General features: G+C 62.4%; 22 protein-coding genes. 18 read left to right on the forward strand and 4 right to left on the reverse strand.

The window, feature by feature from the left end; all coding sequences use genetic code 11:
- Positions 1-65 precede the first annotated feature (65 nt).
- The 13 genes from FHX10_RS16175 to FHX10_RS16235 all read left to right on the forward strand — a co-directional run bounded on the left by FHX10_RS16175 (position 66) and on the right by FHX10_RS16235 (position 15604).
- The gene (locus tag FHX10_RS16175; RefSeq protein WP_047614775.1) at positions 66-1283 is read left to right on the forward strand and encodes a deoxyguanosinetriphosphate triphosphohydrolase; all 1218 of its coding nucleotides are present in this window, start codon (positions 66-68) and stop codon (positions 1281-1283) included.
- A 65-nt stretch (positions 1284-1348) separates the two neighbouring features.
- Complete coding sequence (gene argS, locus FHX10_RS16180) at positions 1349-3106, forward strand: arginine--tRNA ligase (protein ID WP_097543839.1); 1758 nt, start codon at positions 1349-1351, stop codon at positions 3104-3106.
- Positions 3107-3167: 61 nt separating this feature from the next.
- Positions 3168-6368, forward strand: coding sequence for an SPOR domain-containing protein (locus FHX10_RS16185; RefSeq protein ID WP_184389698.1), 3201 nt, complete (start codon positions 3168-3170; stop codon positions 6366-6368).
- A gap of 112 nt (positions 6369-6480) precedes the next feature.
- Positions 6481-7494 (forward strand): beta-N-acetylhexosaminidase, encoded by a 1014-nt coding sequence (gene nagZ, locus FHX10_RS16190; RefSeq protein WP_047615369.1) that lies wholly within the window; start codon positions 6481-6483, stop codon positions 7492-7494.
- A gap of 18 nt (positions 7495-7512) precedes the next feature.
- Positions 7513-8370, forward strand: coding sequence for a segregation and condensation protein A (locus FHX10_RS16195; RefSeq protein ID WP_047614779.1), 858 nt, complete (start codon positions 7513-7515; stop codon positions 8368-8370).
- The gene (gene scpB, locus FHX10_RS16200) at positions 8367-9083 is read left to right on the forward strand and encodes an SMC-Scp complex subunit ScpB (protein WP_063475457.1); all 717 of its coding nucleotides are present in this window, start codon (positions 8367-8369) and stop codon (positions 9081-9083) included. The genes FHX10_RS16195 and scpB overlap by 4 nt, the downstream gene beginning before the upstream one ends.
- A gap of 182 nt (positions 9084-9265) precedes the next feature.
- Positions 9266-9457: a twin-arginine translocase TatA/TatE family subunit gene (locus tag FHX10_RS16205; RefSeq protein WP_003538990.1), complete on the forward strand. Its 192-nt coding sequence runs from the start codon at positions 9266-9268 to the stop codon at positions 9455-9457.
- 51 nt (positions 9458-9508) lie between these two features.
- Positions 9509-10120 (forward strand): Sec-independent protein translocase protein TatB, encoded by a 612-nt coding sequence (tatB, locus tag FHX10_RS16210; protein WP_097543841.1) that lies wholly within the window; start codon positions 9509-9511, stop codon positions 10118-10120.
- Complete coding sequence (tatC, locus tag FHX10_RS16215) at positions 10117-10944, forward strand: twin-arginine translocase subunit TatC (protein ID WP_097543842.1); 828 nt, start codon at positions 10117-10119, stop codon at positions 10942-10944. The genes tatB and tatC overlap by 4 nt, the downstream gene beginning before the upstream one ends.
- Positions 10945-11043: 99 nt before the next feature.
- Positions 11044-12327, forward strand: a complete 1284-nt coding sequence (gene serS, locus FHX10_RS16220; protein ID WP_097543843.1) for a serine--tRNA ligase — start codon at positions 11044-11046, stop codon at positions 12325-12327.
- 4 nt (positions 12328-12331) lie between these two features.
- On the forward strand, positions 12332-13105 hold the full coding sequence (gene surE / locus FHX10_RS16225; RefSeq protein ID WP_017964058.1) for a 5'/3'-nucleotidase SurE: 774 nt from the start codon (positions 12332-12334) through the stop codon (positions 13103-13105).
- On the forward strand, positions 13102-13755 hold the full coding sequence (locus FHX10_RS16230) for a protein-L-isoaspartate(D-aspartate) O-methyltransferase (protein WP_047614790.1): 654 nt from the start codon (positions 13102-13104) through the stop codon (positions 13753-13755). Before surE ends, FHX10_RS16230 begins: the two co-directional genes overlap by 4 nt.
- 244 nt (positions 13756-13999) lie before the next feature.
- Positions 14000-15604 carry a peptidoglycan DD-metalloendopeptidase family protein gene (locus FHX10_RS16235; protein WP_063475460.1) on the forward strand — a complete coding sequence of 535 codons (1605 nt, stop codon included), beginning with the start codon at positions 14000-14002 and terminating at the stop codon, positions 15602-15604.
- Between the two features lie 91 nt (positions 15605-15695).
- Here the strand turns inward: FHX10_RS16235 and FHX10_RS16240 are convergent, their stop codons facing one another.
- On the reverse strand, positions 15696-16568 hold the full coding sequence (locus tag FHX10_RS16240; RefSeq protein ID WP_047614793.1) for an ATP-binding protein: 873 nt from the start codon (positions 16566-16568) through the stop codon (positions 15696-15698).
- 206 nt (positions 16569-16774) lie between these two features.
- On the opposite strand from FHX10_RS16240, the gene yajC reads away from it, so the two are divergent.
- The 5 genes from yajC (at position 16775) to FHX10_RS16265 (ending at position 21498) form a co-directional block, all read left to right on the forward strand.
- The gene (gene yajC, locus FHX10_RS16245) at positions 16775-17122 is read left to right on the forward strand and encodes a preprotein translocase subunit YajC (RefSeq protein ID WP_047614795.1); all 348 of its coding nucleotides are present in this window, start codon (positions 16775-16777) and stop codon (positions 17120-17122) included.
- 45 nt (positions 17123-17167) lie between these two features.
- On the forward strand, positions 17168-19708 hold the full coding sequence (gene secDF / locus FHX10_RS16250) for a protein translocase subunit SecDF (RefSeq protein WP_097623109.1): 2541 nt from the start codon (positions 17168-17170) through the stop codon (positions 19706-19708).
- Between the two features lie 4 nt (positions 19709-19712).
- Positions 19713-20099, forward strand: a complete 387-nt coding sequence (locus FHX10_RS16255) for an Mth938-like domain-containing protein (RefSeq protein ID WP_047614799.1) — start codon at positions 19713-19715, stop codon at positions 20097-20099.
- A gap of 2 nt (positions 20100-20101) precedes the next feature.
- Entirely contained in the window at positions 20102-20959 is an 858-nt protein-coding gene (locus tag FHX10_RS16260; RefSeq protein ID WP_063475462.1) for a phytoene/squalene synthase family protein, read from the forward strand.
- Between the two features lie 71 nt (positions 20960-21030).
- Positions 21031-21498, forward strand: coding sequence for a hypothetical protein (locus FHX10_RS16265; protein ID WP_063475463.1), 468 nt, complete (start codon positions 21031-21033; stop codon positions 21496-21498).
- A gap of 9 nt (positions 21499-21507) precedes the next feature.
- Here the strand turns inward: FHX10_RS16265 and trmFO are convergent, their stop codons facing one another.
- The 3 genes from trmFO to FHX10_RS16280 all read right to left on the reverse strand — a co-directional run bounded on the left by trmFO (position 21508) and on the right by FHX10_RS16280 (position 23619).
- Positions 21508-22941 carry a methylenetetrahydrofolate--tRNA-(uracil(54)-C(5))-methyltransferase (FADH(2)-oxidizing) TrmFO gene (gene trmFO, locus FHX10_RS16270; protein WP_063475464.1) on the reverse strand — a complete coding sequence of 478 codons (1434 nt, stop codon included), beginning with the start codon at positions 22939-22941 and terminating at the stop codon, positions 21508-21510.
- Positions 22942-23034: 93 nt separating this feature from the next.
- Positions 23035-23178: a DUF1127 domain-containing protein gene (locus tag FHX10_RS35695; RefSeq protein WP_003573524.1), complete on the reverse strand. Its 144-nt coding sequence runs from the start codon at positions 23176-23178 to the stop codon at positions 23035-23037.
- 294 nt (positions 23179-23472) lie between these two features.
- Positions 23473-23619 carry a DUF1127 domain-containing protein gene (locus FHX10_RS16280; protein ID WP_003558908.1) on the reverse strand — a complete coding sequence of 49 codons (147 nt, stop codon included), beginning with the start codon at positions 23617-23619 and terminating at the stop codon, positions 23473-23475.
- Positions 23620-23765 lie beyond the last annotated feature (146 nt).

Genomic DNA, 23765 nt, shown 5'->3' on the forward strand with positions numbered 1-23765 from the left:
AGGTATGAAGGGCGAAGAGCGGCGTCAATGGGCAGATGCGGCAACATGCAGGATGACGGTGAAGAATGACGATCGATACGCGTGCTTTGGGTTTCGGCAGCAGTGAGAGGGCGGTCTATGCGGCCGACCCCTGGACGAGCCGCGGACGACTCTATCAGGAAGACGGAAGCCCGACGCGCTCCGATTTCCAGCGCGACCGCGACCGCATCGTCCACACCACCGCCTTTCGCCGGCTGAAGCACAAGACGCAGGTCTTCATCGCCCAGGATGGCGATCATTACCGCACCCGGCTGACCCATACGATCGAGGTGGCGCAGATCGCCCGCGCGCTCGCCCGCGCCCTGAAGCTCGACGAGGATCTGGCCGAAGGCGTCGCCCTCGTCCACGATTTCGGTCACACGCCCTTCGGTCACACCGGCGAGGACGCGCTGCACGAGGTGCTGCTGCCCTATGGCGGCTTCGACCACAATGCACAATCGCTGCGCATCGTGACCAAGCTGGAGAGGCGTTATGCCGAATTTGACGGCATCAACCTGACATGGGAAAGCCTCGAAGGTCTCGTCAAGCACAATGGTCCGCTTCTGACGCCGGATGGCGTCGGCACGCGCGGCCCCGTTCCCCAGCCGATCCTCGATTATTGCGAGCTGCACGATCTCGAGCTTGCAAGCTATGCCAGCCTCGAGGCCCAGGTCGCGGCGATCGCCGACGACATCGCCTATAATACCCACGATATCGATGACGGCCTGCGTTCCGGTTACCTGACTTTCGAGATGTTAGAGGAAATCCCGTTTCTCGCCGGGCTGATGGCCGAGGTGAGGGAGCGATATCCGCATCTGGAGCCGAGCCGCTTCACCCATGAGATTATGCGCCGCCAGATCACCCGCATGGTCGAAGACGTGATCGGTGTCGCGCAGGCGCGCCTTTCCCTCCTTCGCCCCGAGAGCGCCGGCGACATCCGCGGCGCCGGCCAGGTGATCGCCACCTTTTCCGAGGCGATGGCCGAGACCGACCGGCAGATCAAGGCGATGCTTTTCAAGCGCATCTACCGCAATGCCGATATCATGCGCATCCGCGCCGGCGCGGCAAAGATCGTTACCGATCTGTTTGGCGCCTACATGGCCAATCCCAAGGAGATGCAGAGCCATTACTGGGTCGATCATATCGCCGGCCTGTCCGATGCGCCGAAGGCCCGCCATGTCGGCGATTATCTGGCCGGCATGACCGACACCTATGCGATCAGCGCCCACAGGCGGTTGTTTGACCACACTCCGGATTTGCGATAGGCAGCGGTCGCCCACGCCGAGGGTCGATTTGAGCCTTTGGCACAGCCTATGCATGGAAGAGTGCGATGAACCTTTTTACCGACTTCGAAGCCAGGATCAAAACCGCCCTTGAACAGATCGATCTGGTCAGGGAAAAGCGATCTGAGCTCGATTTCGGCCGCATCACCGTCGAGCCGCCGCGTGACGCGAGCCATGGCGATGTCGCGACCAATGCCGCGATGGTGCTGGCAAAACCGCTCGGAACCAATCCGCGCGCGCTGGCCGATGTCATCATCGCCAAGCTGAAAGAGGATGCCGACGTCGCCGATGTCTCGGTTGCCGGCCCCGGTTTCATCAACATCCGTCTCGCCGTCGGCTACTGGCAGCGGCTGCTCGCCTCGATCATCGGCGCCGGCACCGATTACGGCCGCTCGACGCTGGGTGAGGGCAGGAAGGTCAACGTCGAATATGTCTCGGCCAATCCGACCGGCCCGATGCATGTCGGCCATTGCCGTGGCGCCGTCGTCGGCGACGCGCTTGCCAACCTGCTGGCTTTTGCCGGTTACGGCGTCGAGAAGGAATACTACATCAACGATGCCGGCTCGCAGATCGATGTGCTCGCCCGCTCCGTTTTCCTGCGTTATCGCGAAGCGCTCGGCGAAAAAATCGGCGAAATCCCTTCGGGTCTCTATCCCGGCGACTATCTCGTGCCCGTTGGCCAGTCGCTTGCCGCCGATTACGGCGTGCGGCTGCACAACATGCCGGAAGAGCAATGGATGCCGATCGTCAAGGACCGCACCATCGATGCGATGATGGTGATGATCCGCGCCGATCTCGCGGCGCTGAACGTCCATCACGACGTCTTCTTCTCCGAGCGCACCCTGCATGCCAATGGGGCCGCGGCGATCCGCACGGCGATCAACGACCTGACCTTCAAGGGTTATGTCTACAAGGGCACGCTGCCGCCGCCGAAGGGCCAGCTTCCCGAGGATTGGGAGGATCGCGAGCAAACATTGTTCCGCTCGACCGAAGTGGGTGACGATATCGACCGGCCGCTGATCAAGTCGGACGGCGCCTACACCTATTTCGCCGCCGACGTCGCCTACTTCAAGAACAAGTTCGACCGTGGTTTCGACGAGATGATCTATGTGCTCGGCGCCGATCATGGCGGCTACGTCAAGCGCCTGGAAGCGGTTGCACGCGGCGTTTCGGATGGTAAGGCGAAGCTGACGGTGCTGCTTTGCCAGCTCGTCAAGCTCTATCGAAACGGCGAGCCGGTGAAGATGTCGAAACGCTCCGGCGATTTCGTCACGCTTCGGGACGTCGTCGAGGAAGTCGGTCGTGATTCGGTCCGTTTCATGATGCTCTACCGCAAGAATTCCGAGCCGCTCGACTTCGATTTCGCCAAAGTGACCGAACAATCGAAAGATAATCCTGTTTTTTACGTGCAGTATGCGCATGCCCGCTGCATGTCGGTCTTCCGGCAGGCGAGGGAGGCTTTTCCCGACCTCGAAGTTTCGCCCGAGGATCTCGCGAAAACCGTTGCTGGCATTGGTGATCCGGCCGAATTGCAGCTTGTCGCCAAGCTCGCCGAATTCCCGCGGATCGTCGAGGCGGCCGCCCAGTCGCAGGAGCCGCATCGCATCGCTTTTTACCTCTACGACGTCGCAAGTTCGTTCCACGCGCACTGGAACAAAGGTAAAGATCAGCCGGAATTACGATTTGTTAATGATAAAAACCGAGAATCAAGTATTGCCAGACTTGGGCTGGTGTACGCCGTCGCGTCGGTTTTGAAGTCGGGACTTGCCATTACAGGCACTGCCGCACCGGACGAAATGCGATAACGTCACCATTTCCCCACAATGCGCTGGCATTTGAGCGTTGGCGTTTGCGAGTGGGATAGGCATGGCTGATAAACAACTTGCGTATGATACGCGCGGAAAAGACGATCTGTTTGCCGACGACGATCCGTTGGCCGAACTTGCCCGTATCGTCGGCTTCGAGCCGCGTGTTGCAGCGAATACGATGACCGAGGCGGCTCGGCGCGAGCCGGCCCTCGATCTCGAGGAAGAGCTTGGGCGCGAGTTCGACCGTTACGATTCGCCACGTCCGCTCGCAGAGCTCGACCGGCCCGCCGAGCCGATCTCTGACGACCTGCCTGAAGATTACGTCGAGCCCGTTCTCGATGTTTCTCCCGCTGACGAACGTGCGGAGGCTGCTGAGCCGGTGTCCGTCGCTCCCGATGACGCTGACGAAGACGTGACTTTGGCCGTGGAGAATCAGGACACGCCCGCCGCCGACTGGGCGGAGCAGCTTTCCCCCGAGCCCGCTCCCGAAGCGTCGGTGCAGTCGGTCTTCGGCGGTGCGCGCGACCTCATCGAGGAGCTTGAGCTGTCGATCGGTGCAGCACCGGTCTCTTCGCTGCCGCAACCCGCCAAGGCGCCGCAATGGTCGGCTGCCAGCATCAGGCTGCCGCTCGCCAATTTCCATGCCGCGAAGCGCGAGGAGCCGGTTGTTGCGCCGGCGCCTGTGGCCGAAACGGTCGCAGCACCGGTCGCTGAAGCGCCGTCCGTCGATCTTCCTGTGGTCGAGCCGCAATCTGTAATCGAACCGCCGGCGCCTGTCGCCGCTGTCGAGCCCTCCGAGGAATTCGAATCCGCTTCGCCGTCGCTTGGCTTCCCCGCCGAACTCGATCGCCATGATGAGGTCGTCGCGTCGGAAGAGGCTGCCGAGGCCGAGGAATTCGTCGAAATCGAAGACGAGCTGGAGGATTTCGGCTCCGACGCTGGTTTCGATCTCATTGCCGCGGCTGTCGAAGGCGAGGTCCAGGCCGATGCGGCGCTGACCGAGGTCGTGCCGGAAGTTCCACACACTGCCGGCACGTTCGATCTCGACGATCTGCTGGCCGACGTCTCGCGTTATCCGGTGCCGCAACGCGCCAATCCGGCGCCCGTTTCGCCGCAGCCCGCATTGATCGAGGCGGCACCCGTTCCTGCCGTCCCGGTGGCCGCAGCACCTGTTCAGCCCGAGGTGATCGCGCCCGCGCCGGTCGCCGCAGCATTCGTTCAGCCTGCGCCGATCGAGCCGGCTACGGTCTATGCTGCCGAAGCCGCACGGCCTGTCGCGCCGCAACTTGCCGAAGTCGTTGCGCCGCAGCCTGCTGCAACGGCATATTCGCAGACGCCGCGGCCCGTACAGGAAGCCGACGATCCCTTCGCCGGCCATGATTTCGAGCTGGATCTTGCCGGCATCGAACTGGAACTCGCCGATCTCGATTTCTCCGAGCAGATCGAGCCTGCGCCCCAGCCGATAACCCCTGCGCCGCAGCAGGTCGCCGCCGTCTCTCCGCGGCCGGCTCCCGTTTTTGCGCCTGAGCCGCCAGCTCCTGCTCCCCAGCAGGCTGCCGCCGCCTCGGTGCGGCCCGCTCCGGCCGCCGTTCCTGAGCCGCAGGCGCCAGCTCCGGCGCCGGCTTTCAACTGGGCGGCGCCTGTCGCCGAATCCACCGAAGACTTGCCATTCGATCCGGCGATGATCTCCGATCCGGAGGATCGTCCCGAGACCGTCGACGATATGCATGTGCCGGCGCTGCCGCCGGTCGAGCAGCCTGCGCCGGTCGCGAAAACTGCGGATTTCGATTTCGATCTCGACGCAGAGATCGCCAGCTTCTTTGAGCCGGCCAAACCGCGGGAAACCCCGGCGCCGGTCCGGGATACGGCTGCTGCCGCGGCAAAGCCGGTCAAGCCCACCATCGCCGATGGCCTCGATGATTTCGAACGGGCGCTGGAGGAGGATTTCCGCCGCAGCGTGCGCGAACCGGTCGAGCGCCGTGAAACCTCCGAAGTCCGTATCGAATCGGCAAGCCAGGCCGCTGATTTCAGCCGCGCCCGGTCGATGCGCCGGCTGCTGGCCGGGGCTGTCGTTCTCGTCGTTTTTGCCGGCGTCGGTTATGGCGTCTATTCCTCCGTCTGGAACGGCGAGGGGCTCGGCATTGTTGCAACCGGCGAGCCGCGCGTGATCACCGCCGACAAGGAGCCGGTCAAGGTCGTTCCGGAAAATCCGGGCGGCAAGACGGTGCCGAACCAGGACAAGGCTGTCTACGACCGCGTCGCGGGTTCTGCCGAGGAGCCGAAGCAGAAGGCGCTCGTTTCTTCCGACGAAGCGCCCGTCGATGTCGTCCAGCGTACGCTGACACCGGAAGCGCTGCCTGAGGACGACGAGAACGCCAATGCCGGTGATCAGGTCACGCCGACCGCGGTCGGTGAGACGCAGGATCCGCGTCTGCTGCCGAACCAGGACAATGCCGACAACGCTTCTGCAACCGATGCCGACAAGGCGCCGTCCGTTTCGCCGCGCAAGGTCCGCACGATGATCGTCAAGCCTGACGGCACCTTGGTCGCCCGCGAGGAGCCGGCGCCCGCCGACCAGCCGACACAGGCGGCGCAATCTGCCCAGCCGACGCCGTCGGCTCTGCCGCCGTTGACGGCCCAGACGACGCCATCGACCCCGACCGCGCCTCCGGTCGCCGGAACGGCCGCAAGTTTCCCGGCAAGCGCCGAGGTTGCTTCCGCCGATGCTCGTTCTGCAGCACCTGCTGAAACCGCGCCGGCTGAGCCGCCGCTTGCAGGCAGCGCCGACGCGCAGGCCGCAAATCCCGCCCCGGTCGAGCCGCCGGTGCGCCCGGTCAAGACCTCGGCGATTGCCGATACCGCTCCGATCCCGACCGCCCGTCCGGTCGACCAGCCCGTCAACGTCGTCGGCACCGTGACCGAGAAGGGCAATGTCCGGCCGCCTGCACAGCAGACGACGGCTGAGGTCGCGGCCGCAGCACCGGTTGCCGCAAAGCCGCAGCAGGCTGCGTCCGCCGGCGGCTACGGCATCCAGATCGCCTCGCTGCCGTCGGAAGACGAGGCGAACAAATCCTATGCCAACCTGTCGAAGAAATTCGCCGGCGTGCTTGGCGGCCGTAGCCATGAGATCCGCAGGGCCGATATCGCCGGCAAGGGCACGTTCTACCGTGTTCGCATTCCGGCCGGTTCCAAGGACGAGGCGGCTGCGCTCTGCGAACAGTATCGCGCCGCGGGCGGAAGCTGCCTGATCTCCAAGTAAGAATCAGGCTCATTGATATCGGAAGCGGCGGACCGGATTGGTCCGCCGCTCTTTTTTGTGCATCGCGCTGGACCTTGCTCGCATTTGGCAGGGCGCCGTCTATGATTCTCACATGACCGAATCAAAAGCGATGATCCTTGGCTGCAGCGGCCTTGCCCTCACATCCGAAGAAAAGGCCTTTTACCGGGGCGAACGGCCCTGGGGCTTCATCCTCTTCGGGCGCAACATCTCCGAAGCCCGGCAGATCACCGATCTCGTCGCCGATCTGCGCGAAAGCGTCGGCTGGCATGCGCCGGTGCTGATCGACCAGGAAGGCGGCCGCGTCCAGCGCATCCGCCCGCCCATTCTGGCGCGTTATCCTTCCGGCCAGGCGCTCGGCGATCTTTATCGCCGCGACCCGGCGCTTGGCCTGCGGGCCGCATGGCTGATGTCGCGGCTGCATGCCTTCGACCTTTCGAGCCTCGGCATCGATGTCGATTGCCTGCCGGTGCTCGACGTGCCGGTGGAGGGCAGCAGCAACGTCATCGGCGACCGCGCCTATGGCGGCGATCCCGACACCGTCATCGCCATGGGCCGGGCGGCTGCCGAAGGCCTGAAGGCCGGCGGCCTGTTGCCTGTGATGAAGCATATGCCCGGCCACGGCCGCGGTTTCGCGGATTCACATCTGGAACTGCCTGTCGTCACCGTCTCGCGTGATGAGCTGGAGACCCACGATTTCCCGCCCTTTATCGCGATGAAGGACGAGTTGATGGCGATGACCTGTCACCTCGTCTTCACTGCCATCGACCCGGACAATCCGGCGACGACCTCGCGCAAGGTGATCGACGGCATCATCCGTCAGCATATCGGCTTTACCGGTCTGCTGCTCTCCGACGACAGCTCGATGAACGCTCTTTCCGGTACGATCGGTGAGCGCGCGGCGAATATCATTGCAGGCGGATGCGATATCGTGCTGCATTGCAATGGCGATATGGACGAGATGCGGGATGTCGTGGCAAATGTTCCGCCGCTCGCCGGCATCTCGCTTGCCCGCGCAAAAGCGGTGGAAGCAGGCTTCGCGGCGCCGGATAGGTCCGACGAAGCGGAATTGAGGGTGGAATTCGAGGCGATGTTTGCGACGGTCTGATCGTAAGGGAGCAGCTAGGTGAGCACGGTCAAGGGCACGGAACGTCCGCAGGCGGCAACGCCGATGGACAAGCTGTGGCAGGATAACGGTGCCGAGCGCGCCAGCCACGAGCCAGCGCTGGTGATTGACGTCGCCGGCTTCGAAGGCCCGCTCGACCTCTTGCTCTATCTCGCCCGCAACCAGAAGGTCGACCTGTCGCGCATCTCGGTGCTGGCGCTTGCCGAGCAATATCTGCTCTTCATCGAAAGCGCCCGGCGGATCCGCATCGAGTTGGCCGCCGATTATCTCGTCATGGCCGCCTGGCTTGCCTATCTCAAGTCACGGTTGCTCATTCCCCAGCAGGTCAAGGATGACGGTCCTTCGGGCGAGGAACTGGCGGCAACGCTCGCCTTCCGCCTGAAACGCCTGGAAGCCATGCGCCGGGCGGCGGAGGGCCTCGTCAATCGCAACCGTCTCGGCCGCGATATCTTCGTGCGTGGCGCCCCCGAGCATATTCCCGACCGTCAGCAATCCGCTTATGCGGCAAGCCTCTACGATCTCCTGACCGCCTATGCGGCGCTGCGGCAGCGCAATGCCGTCACCCAGGTGACGATCGAGCGGCGCAGTGTCTGGTCGCTGACCGATGCCCGCGAGCTGTTGACCCAGATGATCGGCGAGATCGGTGACTGGACGGCGATGGAGCATTACCTGCTGCGTTATCTCGCAGCACCCGAGGAACGCGTCACGGCAATCGCCAGCGCCTTTGCCGCCTCGCTGGAGCTGGTGCGTGAGGGCAAGCTCGAAATCCGTCAGGATGGCGCCTTTCAGCCGATATACATGCGCCGCGGTCCGAAACATGCCACGCTGCAGGTGGTGGAGCAGGAGCAGCCGGCTTGATCGATCCGAAGAGCGAAGAGGATTTCGAAGGCGATTTCGACGACAGGAGCCGCGAACTGCAGGCCGAGATCGAGGCCGAGCGCATCGCCGAGGCGCTGGTCTTCGCCTCGTCGCAGCCGGTCTCCGAAGGCTTCCTCGCCGAGCGCCTGCCTGAGAAGACCGACGTGCGCGCCATCATGCTGCGCCTGAAGGAGCAGTATGCGCCGCGGGGCGTCAATCTGGTCCAGGTCGAGGGCGCCTGGGCCTTCCGCACTGCCGCCGACCTGTCATTCATCATCCGCCGTGATGACAATGAGGTGAAGAAGCTTTCGCGCGCAGCATTGGAAGTGCTGGCGATCATTGCCTATCACCAGCCGGTGACGCGCGCCGAGATCGAGGATATCCGTGGCGTCCAGACCTCGCGCGGCACGCTCGACGTGTTGATGGAGGCCGGCTGGGTGCGGTTCCGCGGCCGCCGGCGCACGCCGGGCCGGCCGGTGACATTGGGCACGACACGCGATTTCCTCGACCATTTCGGTCTCGAAGAGCTGCGTGACTTGCCGGGTCTCGAAGAGTTGAAGGGAGCGGGCTTGCTGTCGGGCCGCATTCCGGCGAATTTCAATATTCCCTCGCCGTTGATGAACGACGAACTGACCGAGGACGAAGACCCGATCACCCAGATGGACCTCGAGGAATTGGGGTTGTTGGCGCCGCGCGGCACCTCTGAAGATTGAGGGGTTTGCGTCTTGCTTTTGCCATGCATGGCGAAAACAATAGAACCAGCACTTTTCGGCGGGTCAATGGCTTGTCACAAAGGGCGATACCGTGACATTAAGCGCAGTTCAAAGGGCTTGATGTTGGAAACGGTGTCGGAAATCCTTACATCGTGGGAACATAGAAACAGGGAGTTAGCGTAATGGGTTCTTTTAGCATGTGGCACTGGCTGATCGTTCTGGTCATCGTGCTGTTGTTGTTCGGTCGCGGCAAGATTCCGGAACTGATGGGCGACGTTGCCAAGGGCATCAAGAGCTTCAAGAAGGGCATGACGGACGAGGACGCGCCGGATACGGCAAAGACCGTCGATCACAAGGCCGACGAAACGAAGTAACCAAGTCCGGGAAAAAGCGCAGCCCCCGCGCTTCCCGTCCAGGAGCCTTGCATGTTCGATATTGGCTGGACCGAGCTTTTGGTCATTGCGGTCGTACTGATCGTGGTGGTCGGTCCGAAGGATTTGCCGCCGATGCTGCGCGCTTTCGGCAAGATGACGCAGCGCGCCCGTAAGGTCGCGGGTGAATTTCGTGCGCAGTTCGACGAAGCGTTGCGCGAAGCCGAGCTTGACGATGTCCGCCAGACGATCAGCGACGCCCAGAAGCTCAACCCGGTCAACAGCCTGCGCGAGGCGATGAACCCGCTTCGCCAGATGGGCAACGAGATCAAGGCCGACCTGCAGAAGTCGACCGTGGTCACGGAAAACAAGACCGAGGTGCCGGCTGCTGCTGTCTCGGCTCCGACGCCGTCGATGAGCCTGCCGGAAACGCCGCCGCTGGTGCCGGCGCCTGCGCAGCCTGAACCCGTCGCAGCAGCGATCGTCCAGGCCGATACGGTTGCCGCCAAGCCGAAACCCGTGCGCAAGCCGCGCCTCAAGGCTACCGACAAGGTCGATGCTGCGGCGGCCGTTGCCGTGCCCGTGGAAAAACCGAAGCGCACGACGGCAGTCAAAAAGACTGCAACGCCGAAGAAGCCGGCGCAGACGAAGAAGGACGAGGCATGAGCGGTGATATCGAAGACAAGCCGCAGCCGTTGATCGAGCACCTGATGGAGCTGCGCACGCGGCTGATGTGGTCGATCGGCGCGTTTTTCGTCGCCTTCATCATATGCTTCTTTTTTGCCAAGCACCTCTTCAACTATCTGGTCATTCCTTACAAGACGGCCGTGGAATGGGCGCATCTCGACGTCGAGAAGGCCCAGCTGATCTACACCGCGCCGCAGGAATTCTTCTTCACCCAGGTCAAGGTGGCGATGTTCGGCGGTCTCGTGGTCGCTTTCCCGATCATTGCCGCCCAGGTCTACAAGTTCGTGGCGCCGGGCCTCTACAAGAACGAGCGTCAGGCCTTCCTGCCGTTCCTGATCGCCTCGCCGGTCCTGTTCCTGATGGGCGCGGCACTCGTCTATTTCTTCTTCACGCCGATGGTCATGTGGTTCTTCCTGTCGATGCAGCAGGCGCCGGGTCATGACGAGGTGGCGATTTCGCTGATGCCGAAGGTCTCGGAATATCTGAGCCTCATCATGACGCTGGTCTTCTCCTTCGGCCTCGTCTTCCAGCTTCCCGTCGTCACCACGCTGCTTGCCCGTGTTGGCCTGCTGACGTCGCAATGGCTTGCCGAAAAGCGCAAGTTCGCCATCGTCCTCGCCTTCGTCGTTGCTGCCGTGCTGACGCCGCCGGACCCGATGTCTCAGATCGGCCTTGCGATACCGACGATCCTTCTCTACGAGATTTCCATCTATGCGGCGCGACTCGTGGAGCGCCAGCGTGCCCGGCAGGCGGTCGAAAAGGACACCGGATCCGCGGACGTTGCCAAGACGGACAGCGTCTGAGCGGCGATCCCAATCCCCTTTGTGAACGCTGCTTAACATCCGGTCGAGGCCCGTCAGGCTTTGGCCGGGTCATTTCTGTTGCAACGACCTGGAACGACGATGCTCGATATCAAATGGATCCGTGAGAATCCCGAAGCGCTCGATGCCGCCCTTGCCAAGCGCGGTGCGGAGCCTCTGGCCCAAAGTCTCGTCGCCCTCGATGAAAAGCGCCGCTCCGCCGTGCAGAAGGCGCAGGATTTGCTGTCCCGCCGCAACATCGCCTCCAAGGAGATCGGCGCGGCGATGGCCCAGAAGAACGGCGAGCTTGCCGAGAAGTTGAAGGCCGAGGTCGCCGAACTGAAGACCCTGCTGCCGGCGGTCGAGGAAGAAGACCGGCAGCTGACGGCCGAACTCAACGACGCGCTCTCGCGCATCCCGAACATTCCCTTCGACGACGTCCCGGTCGGCAAGGACGAGCATGACAATGTCGTCACCCGCACCGTCGGCGAAAAGCCGCGTTGGAACCATGCGCCGAAGGAGCACTTCGAAATCGGCGAGGCGCTCGGCTATATGGATTTCGAGCGCGCCGCCAAGCTCTCCGGCTCGCGCTTCACGGTTCTGACCGGGCCGCTCGCCAAGCTCGAGCGCGCGCTCGGCCAGTTCATGATCGATCTCCACACCAGCGAGCACGGCTATACCGAAGTCAGCTCGCCCCTGATGGTGCGCGACGAGGCCGTCTATGGCACTGCCCAACTGCCGAAATTCGCCGAGGATCTCTTCAGGACGACGGACGGCCGCTGGCTGATCCCGACGGCCGAAGTGACGCTCACCAATCTGGTGCGCGAAGAAATCCTCGATCAGGACAAGCTGCCGCTCCGCTTCACCGCATTGACGCCGTCTTTCCGCTCGGAAGCGGGATCCGCCGGCCGCGATACGCGTGGCATGCTGCGCCAGCACCAGTTCTGGAAATGCGAACTCGTCTCGATCACCGACGCCGAGAGCGCCGTTGCCGAGCACGAACGGATGACCGCCTGCGCCGAGGAGGTGCTGAAACGCCTCGGCCTGCATTTCCGCACCATGACGCTTTGCACCGGCGACATGGGCTTCGGTTCGCGCAAGACTTACGACCTCGAAGTCTGGCTGCCGGGACAGAATGCCTTCCGCGAAATTTCCTCCTGCTCGGTCTGCGGTGATTTTCAGGGCCGGCGGATGAATGCGCGCTACCGCGGCAAGGATGACAAGAACAACAGGTTCGTCCACACGCTGAACGGTTCCGGCACCGCCGTCGGTCGCTGCCTGATCGCTGTCCTTGAAAATTATCTGAACGAGGACGGCTCCGTCACGATTCCGGACGTTTTGCTCCCCTATATGGGCGGATTGACCAAGATCGAACGGGCGGCCTGAGGCGATGCGCATCCTGCTTACGAATGACGACGGCATTCACGCCGAAGGGCTCGCCGCCCTGGAGCGGATCGCGCGCACGCTGTCCGACGATGTCTGGATCGTTGCGCCCGAAACCGACCAGAGCGGCCTGGCCCATTCGCTGAGCCTGTCTGAACCGTTGCGGCTGCGCAAGATTTCCGACAAGCATTTCGCGCTGCGCGGCACGCCGACCGATTGCGTCATCATGGGCATCCGGCAGGTGATGGACATCAAGCCGGATCTCGTGCTGTCAGGCGTCAATTCAGGTTCGAACGTTGCCGACGACGTCACCTATTCCGGCACGATCGCCGGCGCCATCGAGGGCACGATGCAGGGCGTGCGCTCCTTCGCGCTGAGCCAGGCCTATCTCTATGAGGACGGCGCGCGCATCGTGCCGTGGGAGGTCTGCGAAACGCATGCCCCAGCGCTCCTGGAAAAGCTGATGGTGCTGGACCTGCCGGAGGGCACGTTCCTCAATCTCAATTTCCCGAACTGCCGTCCCGACGAGGTCGATGGCGCGGAGGTGACCATGCAGGGCAAGCTCGCCTTCAACCTGCAGGTCGACGCGCGCTCCGATGGCCGGGGCTTTCCCTACTACTGGCTGAAGTTCGGCGAACGCGCCGGCGCCTTCATCGAAGGCACCGATATTCACGCCTTGAAGCATAATAAGATCTCGGTAACGCCTTTGAAACTTGATCTGACCGATTATTCCGTGACGGACCGCGTGGCGCGGGCCTTGGGATACGGAGCACAAGTTTGACGGCTAAACTGGCGGAGAAGGAGGGCTTTGCGGCGCTCGTCCTCAGATTGCGTGCCGAAGGCATCTCCGACCTCGATCTGCTGACGGCGGTCGAGCAGACGCAGCGGTCACTGTTCGTGCCGCCGCAATTCGCCGACGACGCCTATTCGAGCCGGACGATACCGATCGAATGCGGCTCCTTCCTCGAAGGCATCGATTTTGCCGTCCGCATCCTGCATCACCTGAAGCTCAAACCAGGACAGCGCGTTCTGGAGATCGGCACCGGCAGCGGCTTTACCGCCGCCGTCATGGGCCGCATGGCCGAGCGTGTTCTGTCCATCGACCGCTACAAGACGCTGACCACGGCAGCGCAGCGACGCATGGAATCGCTTGGTCTGCGCAGCGTCATCGTTCGCCATGCCGACGGAAGCGCCGGCATGCAGGGAGAGGGAACTTTCGACCGCATCCTGGTGACGGCCGCCTTCAATGCCATGCCGCGCTTTTATACCGACCAGCTCGTTTCCGGCGGTTCGATGATCGCGCCACTGATGATTTCAGAAAACGAGTGCCGCATGGTGCGGCTGACGAAAACCGGCAGCCGTTTCGAACGCGAGGAACTGTTCGAAGCTCCCTATCTGCCGATCGTTCCGCGGCTTGCCTCGCTGCTGTAGGGCCTGGCTGCCGCAGGCATAAATGTTTTTCGGCCGGATCGGCCTGAAATCTGAATATGCATCACAATCAGAAAAGCGCTCGAAGTTTTGGGCATCATGCTCTGCGCACTGCGATTTTTTACCCCTAAGCCTATGGTTATCAACTTCTCAAAAATATCGCACTGATTCCAGCATCTTAACCGCGTGGTAATACTAACGCGTTTTAATAGACTCACAAATGGTTGCGTTCTCAGTGGGTCGAGTCATGCGTTTCAGTCTTTCGCCAAAGTTCGGGAAGTCGGCCGGTAATCTTCTGGTTGTTGGCCTGCTGGCAAGTGCCGCAACGGGCTGCAGTTCCGATGTGACACGGTTTGGCGGCTTGTTTTCCTCCTCAGGGCAGGATCAGATCACCACAAGTTCCATTCCGCGCAGGAATATGAACGGTTCTCAGGGTGATCCGGTGCCGCGTGCCGATCTCGGCGGTTCGGCCGTTGCGAGCCAGCAGGGCTATGGCGGCGGCAATGACGCGCTGAATCAGCCTTATCCCGCCCGCCCAAGTTACGATCCGATCCGCGCGTCGAGCTCGAGCGCGCGTCTGGCTTCCGCGCCGGTCTCGGTACAGCGGACAGAACTTGCCGCACCGTCGGCTGTGGCGCCATCCCGCCAGCGGGAAAAGGAAGTTGCGCTCGCCCAGCCTTTCCCGGCTACGCCGCAGGCTGAAAAGCCGCGGTTGGTGGCGCCGGCGGCACCCAAGGTGACGCCCGATTCTTTGACGACAGGCACGACGCCGAGGGTTTCCGGCTGGTCCGCAACCAATGCCCCTTCGGTGACGCTGCGTCCGGGTGAAAACATTGCCACGCTCTCCAGGCGCTTCGGTGTTCCGGAAAAGGAAATCCTTCGCGTCAACAATCTGAAGACCGCATCTGCCGCCCAACCCGGCCAGGCGATCCTGATCCCGACCTTCAACGGCGGCAATGCCGCCAAGGCGGCATCGCAGACGGCCGATCTCTCCAAGCCCGGCAAGCTGCCGGAGCCGGTCAAGGCGCCGGAGCAGAATGTCGCTGTCGTTCCAGGCGCCAATTCCGCCCGCGACAAGACCATGGCGAACGCCGATGTCACCGGCAAGCTTCCGGTCGGCGCCGGCAAGGATCCGAAAGCGCCCGCCGGCACCTATGTCGTCAAGCAAGGCGATTCGCTGGCAAAGATCGCCAAGGCGACCGGTACCAATGTCGACGATCTCAAGGTCGCCAATAGTCTTTCGGCTAGCTCGCTGCGCGTCGGTCAAGCCCTGAAGATCCCGAACGGCACCGCCGACAACATCAAGACCGCCTCGATCCCGGCCGAGAAGGTCGATCCGAAGCCGACCCAGCCGGCTGCCGCCCAGCAGACGGCTTCCGTTCAGCCCGCGCCCTACAAGGCGCCGGCTGCCACCCAGACCGTCGACGATGTCGAGAAGAAGTCGGACGTCAGCTCCGACGCGCCGGAATCGACCGGCATCGGCAAATATCGCTGGCCGGTGCGCGGCCAGGTCATTGCTTCATACGGCGCCAACGTCAACGGCAACCGCAATGACGGCATCGATATTTCGGTACCGCAGGGCACGCCGATCAAGGCTGCCGAAAACGGCGTCGTCATCTATGCCGGCAACGGCCTGAAGGAACTCGGCAACACGGTTCTCGTCCGTCACGACGACGGCACCGTCACCGTCTACGGCAACGCCGATACGCTGAGCGTCACTCGCGGCCAGAAGATCCAGCGCGGCCAGACCGTCGCGGTCTCCGGAATGAGCGGCGACGTCAAGCAGCCGCAGGTCCATTTCGAGGTGCGCAAGGACGCGTCCCCGGTCAACCCGATGACTTTCCTGGAATAGGTACAGCGTACCAGGAAGCGCAAAAGCCCGGCCACCCGCCGGGCTTTTGTTTTTTGGCATGTCGTCCGAACTGCGCCTGATGCTAGGCGATTTAGGCTCTGTCGATGTGAACGCGCATGCGCCCGGCCAGATCCTGGATATACTGCCAGGCGACACGGCCGGAGCGCGCGCCGCGGGTCGTCGCCCATTCCAGCGCCTCCGCATGCATCTTGCTGCGGTCGAGCCCGAGCTTGAAGTGATCGGCATAGCCGTCGATCATGCCGAGATAATCCTCCTGGCTGCATTTATGGAAGCCGAGCCAGAGGCCGAAGCGGTCGGAAAGCGAAACCTTCTCCTCGACCGCCTCCGACGGATTGATCGCCGTCGACTGCTCGTTTTCCATCATGTGCCGCGGCAGAAGATGGCGCCGGTTGGAGGTGGCGTAGAAGAGCACATTGTCCGGTCGTCCTTCGACGCCGCCGTCGAGCGCTGCCTTCAGCGACTTGTAGGCGGTGTCGTCGTGATCGAAAGAGAGATCGTCGCAGAAGACGATCACGCGGTGCGGTGTGTCCTTCAACAGGTCGAGCAGGTTGGGAAGGCTGGCGATATCCTCGCGATGGACTTCGACCAGCTTCAGCGAGACGCCGCTTTCGCGCCTGACATCCTCGTGCACGGCCTTGACCAGCGAGGATTTGCCCATGCCGCGCGCGCCCCAGAGCAGCACATTGTTGGCGGCATAACCGTCGGCGAAACGCACCGTATTCTCATGCAGGATGTCGCGCACGTGATCGACGCCGCGGATGAGCTTCAATGCCACCCGGTTCGGTCGCTTGACCGGCTGCAGATGCTGGCGCGATGGTGCCCAGACGAAACAGTCGGCGGCATCCCAGTCGTTGAGGGTAGGCGCCGGTCCGGCAAGACGCTCGACGGCGTCTGCGAGCCGTCTCAGTTCGGCAAGCAGGGCTGTGTTGATTTCCTCGGTCATCGGTGGCCTCCTGATTTCTCACTGCGGCAATCTGCTTTGATCTTTGGATGCCGGGTACCATGGCGTTTTGACGGCGGAAAGGTTATGAGGCAGCGGAATCGGTACTGTTTCCGGCTGTTTCTGTTGCATTCATCGAAGCGGTAACTATAGTCCGGCAACCTGAAAAGAGAGGCGGAGTTCCGCCGCCCAAGCCTGAGGAGTTTAGCATGTTCATCACCCCGGCATTCGCCCAGAGCGCGACCGATACCGCAACGGGATTCGGCGGCTCCGGTTTCGAAATGATCATCCTGTTCGTGCCGCTGATGGTCGTCTGGTACTTCCTGCTGATCCGTCCGCAGCGCGCACAGGCAAAAAAGCGTGAGGAGACCCTGAAGGCGATCCGTCGCGGCGACCAGGTCGTCACCGGTGGCGGTCTCGTCGGTAAGGTCACCAAGGTCATCGACGACAAGGAAGTTGAAGTCGAGATCGCTGAAGGCGTTCGCGTGCGTATCGTCCGCAGCGGCATTTCGGACGTCCGCGTCAAGGGTGAACCAGTCAAGGCCGACGCAGCGTAACAAGCGATAACGGCAGGACCGCCGGATCGGAAGATCGTCGAGAGAATGTTGCATTTTTCCCGCTGGAAAACACTTCTGATTTGGCTGGTCGCGTTTGCGGCCATCGTCATCGCTGCGCCCAATTTGCTGACCGAGGCGCAGCGTTCCTCTCTGCCGGACTGGTTGCGCCACGACCGCATGACGCTCGGCCTCGACCTGCAGGGCGGTTCGCATATCGTTCTGAAGGTCGAGCGTTCCGATATCGTCAAGGACCGCCTGGAGCAGGCGGTCGCCAATGTGCGCAACGCGCTGCGCGGCGCCGGCATCCGCTACACCGGGCTGACCGGCAATGACCAGACCGTCACCGTCCGGATCACCGATCCGGCCCAGACACAGGCGGCGGTCGATCTCCTCAAGCCTTTGACGACGGCTGCGGGACGTTCAGGACCAGAGATCGCGCTGCAGCAGGGCGGGGAGGGGCAACTTTCGCTGCAGATTTCCGACGCCGGCATTACCGCCGACGTCGCCTCGGCCCGGACCCGGTCGCTCGATATCGTAGGCCGCCGCATCGCCGGATTCGGCTATGACAATTTCCTCGTTCGCCCCGATGGCGCCGATCGAATTGTCGTCCAGGTGCTGGGCTCGCTCGATGCGGAGCGGCTGAAAAACATCCTGAACCAGCCGGCCAAGCTTTCCTTTCATCTGATCGATGAAAGCATGTCGGGGCAGGAAGCGCTGAACGGCCGTTGGCCGGCCACATCGCAGGTGCTCTATTCGCTGGACGATCCGCCGGTACCTTATCTCGTCGACCGCACCGCCTTCGTCACCGGCAGCAACATGGTCGATATCGAGCCTGTCGTCGACCCGCAGACGCAGGATACCTCGATCACCTACCGTCTCGACGCCGAGGGCACGCAGCGGCTGGCGCAGGCGACCGGGCAGAATATCGGCAAGCACCTTGCCATCGTTTTCGATGACCAGGTAATGTCGTCACCGGTCATCGATGCGGCGATCACCGGCGGTGAGGGCCGGATTTCGGCAAACTTCTCCGAGGATGGCGTCCGCGACCTTGCCATCATGCTGCGCGGCGGCGCCTTGCCGGCGACGCTGACGAGCGTTGAGGAGCGTAGCGTCAGCCCCACATTCGGCGCCGATTCCATCTTCAGCGGCCTTATTGCCGGCCTCGTCGCCGTTGTGCTCGTCGCAGCGCTGATGATCGCGCTTTACCGTATTCTCGGCGTCATCGCCGTCGTCTCGCTCTTCTTCAACCTGATCCTCATCGTCGCGGTGCTCAGCCTTGCCGGCGCGACGCTCACCTTGCCGGGCATTGCCGGCATCGTGCTCATCGTCGGCATGGCCGTCGACTCGAACGTGCTGATCTACGAGCGCATCCGGGAAGAAGAGAAAACCACCCATTCCTTTGCGGAGGCCGTCGGCCGGGGTTTCTCGCGCGCATTCGCAACGATCGTCGACGCGAATGTCACGATCTTCATCGCCGCCATTATCCTCTTCTTCCTCGGCAGCGAAACCATCCGCGGTTTCGCGGTGACGCTGGCGGTCGGCATCCTGACGACCGTCTTCACGGCTTTCACGCTGACGCGCTCGATCGTCGGCGCCTGGCTGAGACGGCGCCATCCCCGGCATCTGCCGAAGAGTGTCCTGACCCATCTTTTCGAGCATGCCAATATTCGTTTCATGGGGATCCGCCGTTATGTCTTCACGGCCTCGGCGGTTATTTCGCTGATCGCCATGGCCGCTTTTGCCACCGTCGGTCTGCATCTCGGCATCGATTTCACCGGCGGCTCGCTGATCGAGGTAACGGCGAAGCAGGGCAATGCCGACATCGCCGATCTCAGCTCGCGTCTGAATGATCTCAATCTTGGCGATATCAGTGTCGAGCGTACCGGCGGCCCGGCGAACGCGCGGATCCGCATCGCTTCCCAGGGCGGCGGCGAGAATGCCGAACAGTCGGCGGCGACGCTGGTGCGCGGCGAGCTCCAGGAGGATTATGATTTCCGCCGAGTCGAGGTCGTCGGCCCCGCCATCTCGGGCGAATTGACGATGATGGCGACGCTCGGCGTGCTGGCAGCGCTGGCGGCGATCCTGATCTACATCTGGATCCGCTTCGAATGGCAGTTCGCAGTCGGCGCCATCGTCGCAACGCTGCACGACGTCATCATCATGCTCGGTCTTTTCGTCCTCACCGGCATCGAGTTCAATCTGACGAGCATCGCCGCGGTCCTGACCATCGTCGGTTATTCCCTGAACGACACGGTCGTGGTCTATGACCGCATGCGCGAGAATCTCAAGCGATACAAGAAGATGCCGCTGCCGATCCTGATCGATGCCTCGATCAACCAGACGCTGTCGCGCACCGTTCTGACCGCGGCGACGACGCTGCTCGCCTTGCTCGCACTCTATCTCTTCGGGGGCGACGTCATCCGCTCCTTCACCTTTACGATGCTCTTCGGCGTCGCTCTCGGCACTTTCTCTTCGATCTATATCGCCGCTCCTGTATTGATCGTCTTCCGGCTGCGGCCGGAGGCTCCCGACGGGGAAGAGAGCAACAAGACGGATGCTGGTGTAAAATCCGGCACGGTGGTTTGAAAACATGGCAAAAGGCATAGAAATCCGCGCTGCGCATTTCCCCGGGCGCGCCCCGATCGACACTTACGGCAATGGCGGTTTCCGTTTTGCCGACATGTCGCATCGCGGCTCGATCCTTTGCCTGCCTTCCGGCATTCATGGCTGGGACATGGATATGTCGAAACCGCTGTCGCCGGAAAATTTCCGCCGTGTGCTGGATGAGGCTAGTGATATCGAAGTTTTGCTCGTCGGCACCGGAACCGAGCTTCGCCGTCTGCCCGAGGAATTGAAGCTGGCGCTGAAATCGCGCGGCATCTCCTCCGATCCGATGAGCACCGGGGCTGCGGTGCGCACCTTCAATATCATGCTCTCGGAGCAGCGCGCCGTCGCCGCGGCATTGATCGCGGTCTGACGATGACGGAAGCGAATAGTACGACGAACCAGGAGATCTGCCTGGCGATGCTGCGTGACAGCGATCGCGACCGCTATCTCGCCTGTCTGCTGTCGCAGGAGGAAAAGCGCGGCGCGCTTGCAGCTCTCTATGTCTTTAATGCCGAGCTTGCCCGCGTCCGCGATCTCGTGCACGAGCCGTTGCCTGGCGAAGTCAGGCTGCAATATTGGCACGATCTGCTGGAAGGCAGCGCACATGGCTCGACGGCGGCCAATCCCGTCGCCTCTGCACTTCTGGCCGCGATCGAAACGCACCGTCTGCCGCGCAAGACGCTGATCGACATGATCGAGGCCCGCACTTTCGATCTCTATGACGATCCGATGGAGACCCGTCTCTCGCTTGAAGGTTACGCCGGCGAGACGGCATCCGCCCTGATCCAGCTGGCAAGCCTCGTGCTTTCGCCTGAGGAGGCCGCACGATCGGCCGACGCTGCCGGCCATGCCGGCGTTGCCCAGGCCGTCGCCGGGCTATTGCTGCTGATGCCGCTGCATCGCCGCCGCGGCCAGGTCTATATTCCGCTGCAGATCCTGTCGGCAACCGGTCTCGACCGCGATACCTTCCTTGCCGGCGACGACAGGGCGCGCATCTCCGCCGCCATCGAGGCTTTTGCCGGTCTTGGTCGCGAACATCTGGCGAAGGCGAGAGCGGCAGGGCCGATTGCGGCAGCCGTGTTTCCAGCCTTCCTGCCGACGGTGCTCGCCGAACCGGTGCTCGTCAAGGCGCAAAAACGCGGCGCCTCGCTGTTCGACCATCCGCTGCAGCCGCCGCAATGGCGCCGCCAGCTGCGGATGGGGCTGGCTGCGGCACGCCGGAAAATCTGACATCGGTCAAATTCGCGCAAGTCTCGCGCGGTACAACACTTCCACCGCTACCCTTTGATCGGAGACTCGGCGTGGGCATTATCGTCTGGTGCGTTCTTTTCGCCATCGTTGTTTTCTTTGCTTTTGTGGCCACACGCATGGCCGCGCAGAACAAGGAAGATGGCCTGCATGACACGGGCCTCGCCATCATCGAGTTCGGCCGCGCCTTTCCGACCGAGGCGATCCGCCAGTTGCAGGCGACGGAAAACGGCCAGGCAATCTTCGTACGCCTGCACGATAACAAGGCGGGCTTCATGCGCAACATGTCGCGCCACTTCGCCTGCCATCTGATCGAGCCGGGCCGCGTGCGTGTCGTCGGTTCGGAAACGGGCAGGGGACTGATGGTCGACTTCCTCGATGCGCCCCATCACAATGGTGATTTTGAATTCGCTTCCGCCAAGGAGGCTTCCGAAGTGTCGCTCTGGCTGCTCGGCAATTATATTGCCGAGCCGGATAAGGACCTGCCATCCGGCAATCTGCCGGCGGCGAACAAGCAGTAGAAGCGCCGGTCAGGCGCTCTCGGCAAGCGTCAGACTCTGGCCAAGCCAGGCGGCGCAGTCTGCCAGCGCGCGGCGCGCGATCAGTTGCCGCTTCATGATCGTCTTGTCCTTGCCGCGGAAACGCTTGACGCCTTCGGGTTTTACGATCGAACCGGGTTGGAGCTCCGGAAACAGCCCGAAATTGATGTTCATCGGCTGGAACGATCGTTTACCCGGCTCCTCGTCGGTGACGATATGACCACCGGTGATATGGCCGAGCAGCGAGCCGAGCGCCGTCGTCGCCGGCGGCAGCGAGATCGCTTCGCCCTTGCGTTCGGCGGCGGCGAAACGCCCGGCCAGCAGCCCGACGCTGGCGCTTTCGACATAACCCTCGCAACCGGTGATCTGACCGGCAAAGCGCAGGCCGGGCCGCGATTTCAGCGTCAGCGACGGGTCGAGCAGGGTGGGGGAGTTCATATAGGTGTTGCGGTGCAGGCCGCCGAGACGGGCAAATTCTGCATTTTGCAGACCCGGGATCATCCGGAAGATGTCCGCCTGTGCGCCATATTTCAGTTTCGTCTGAAAACCGACCATATTGTAGAGCGTGCCGAGCGCATTGTCCTGCCGCAGCTGCACGACGGCATAGGCCTTGACCGTCGGATTATGCGCGTTCGTCAGCCCCATCGGCTTCATCGGCCCGTGGCGCAGCGTCTCGCGGCCGCGTTCGGCCATCACTTCGATCGGCAGACAGCCGTCGAAATAGGGCGTGCCTTCCCATTCCTTGAAACCGACCGTGTCGCCTGATACCAGCGCGTCGACGAAGGCATTGTACTGCGCCTCGTCCATCGGACAGTTGATGTAATCCTTGCCGGTGCCGCCGGGACCGACCTTGTCGTAGCGCGACTGATACCAGCAGATATCCATGTCGATGCTCTCGCGGTAGACGATCGGCGCGATGGCGTCGAAGAAGGCGAGCGAATCCTCGCCCGTTTCCGCCTGGATAGCGTTTGCGAGCGACGGCGCCGTCAGCGGTCCGGTGGCGACGATGGCGAGATCCCAGTCGCGGGGCGGCAGGCCGGTGATCTCTTCCCGCACGACCGTGATGAGCGGGTGCTCGTGGATTGCCTTGGTCACGGCCTCAGAGAAGCCATCGCGATCGACGGCGAGTGCGCCGCCGGCCGGCACCTGGCATCGATCGGCAGCGGCCATGATCAGCGAGCCCGCCATGCGCATTTCGGCATGGATGACGCCGACGGCATTGCTAGTCGCATCGTCGGAGCGGAAGGAGTTGGAGCAGACGAGTTCGGCCAGGCCGTCGGTCTTGTGCGCATCGGTGCCGCGTACGCCGCGCATTTCATGCAGGATGACGGGAATGCCGGAACTGGCGATCTGCCAGGCGGCTTCCGAACCGGCAAGCCCGCCGCCGACGACGTGGATGGGGGAATAGGAGGAGGTCGTGTTCATCCCGGGCTGATATCATGTCGGCAGGTGCGATCCAACACCCCGGAATCAAAAACGGCGCCTGATGGCGCCGTCTTGGAAGCATCGTGCCCGTTATTAACGGAACGAGCGGGATGCGATATTGCGGATGTCGTAGCGGCTGACGCCGATATCGGACAGGGTCTGGTTGGAAAGGCCGCCGAGTTCGTTGAGCGTACGGCGGTAGCTGAGCCAGCTTTTTGCAATGCGGATCGGGTTCATCGTTTTCTTCCTATGTCCGCGGGACGGCGGGATCGCCTGTCTCTCTGCGGTTGGTGTTTATATAGGCGATATCGGTCCTATTGTGCAGTGCAAATAAAAGGCGTCTGCCATGCAATTGTGCAATGTGATGCTCGTAAATTGGGCGGTGAATATTTTTTGAGCGGGCTAAAGAAGCGGAAAAACATGCAACCGCGGTGCCAGCCGCATGCAGACAAAAGAAAACGCCCGCTGTGGGTACAGCGGGCGTTTCAATCGAGAACAATCGCGCTTGGGAGGAGCCGCGATCGCCTGGAATTAGCGGGCAGAAGCCTCACGGGCAACGCGATGGATATCCGAACGGTCGATGCCGAGATCATGCAATTCGCGGTTGGTCATGCGGCCAAGTTCCGTGACGGTCTGACGATACTTGCGCCAGTTATTGAAAGAGCGAGAGAAGTTCATGTTAAGCCCCTTTCCGAGGGTTTCATCTGCCAGCAGCCACCGATCGGCGCTGACCTCTATTTGATGACTGGAATATATGTTGCGGCGCAAAAGACTAAAACAGCCAAGTTTTCAAATCACCTATGCGGCATACGCAATGCTCCAGG

This window comes from Rhizobium sp. BK591, assembly GCF_014195045.1.
Classification (GTDB): Bacteria; Pseudomonadota; Alphaproteobacteria; order Rhizobiales; family Rhizobiaceae; genus Rhizobium; species Rhizobium anhuiense.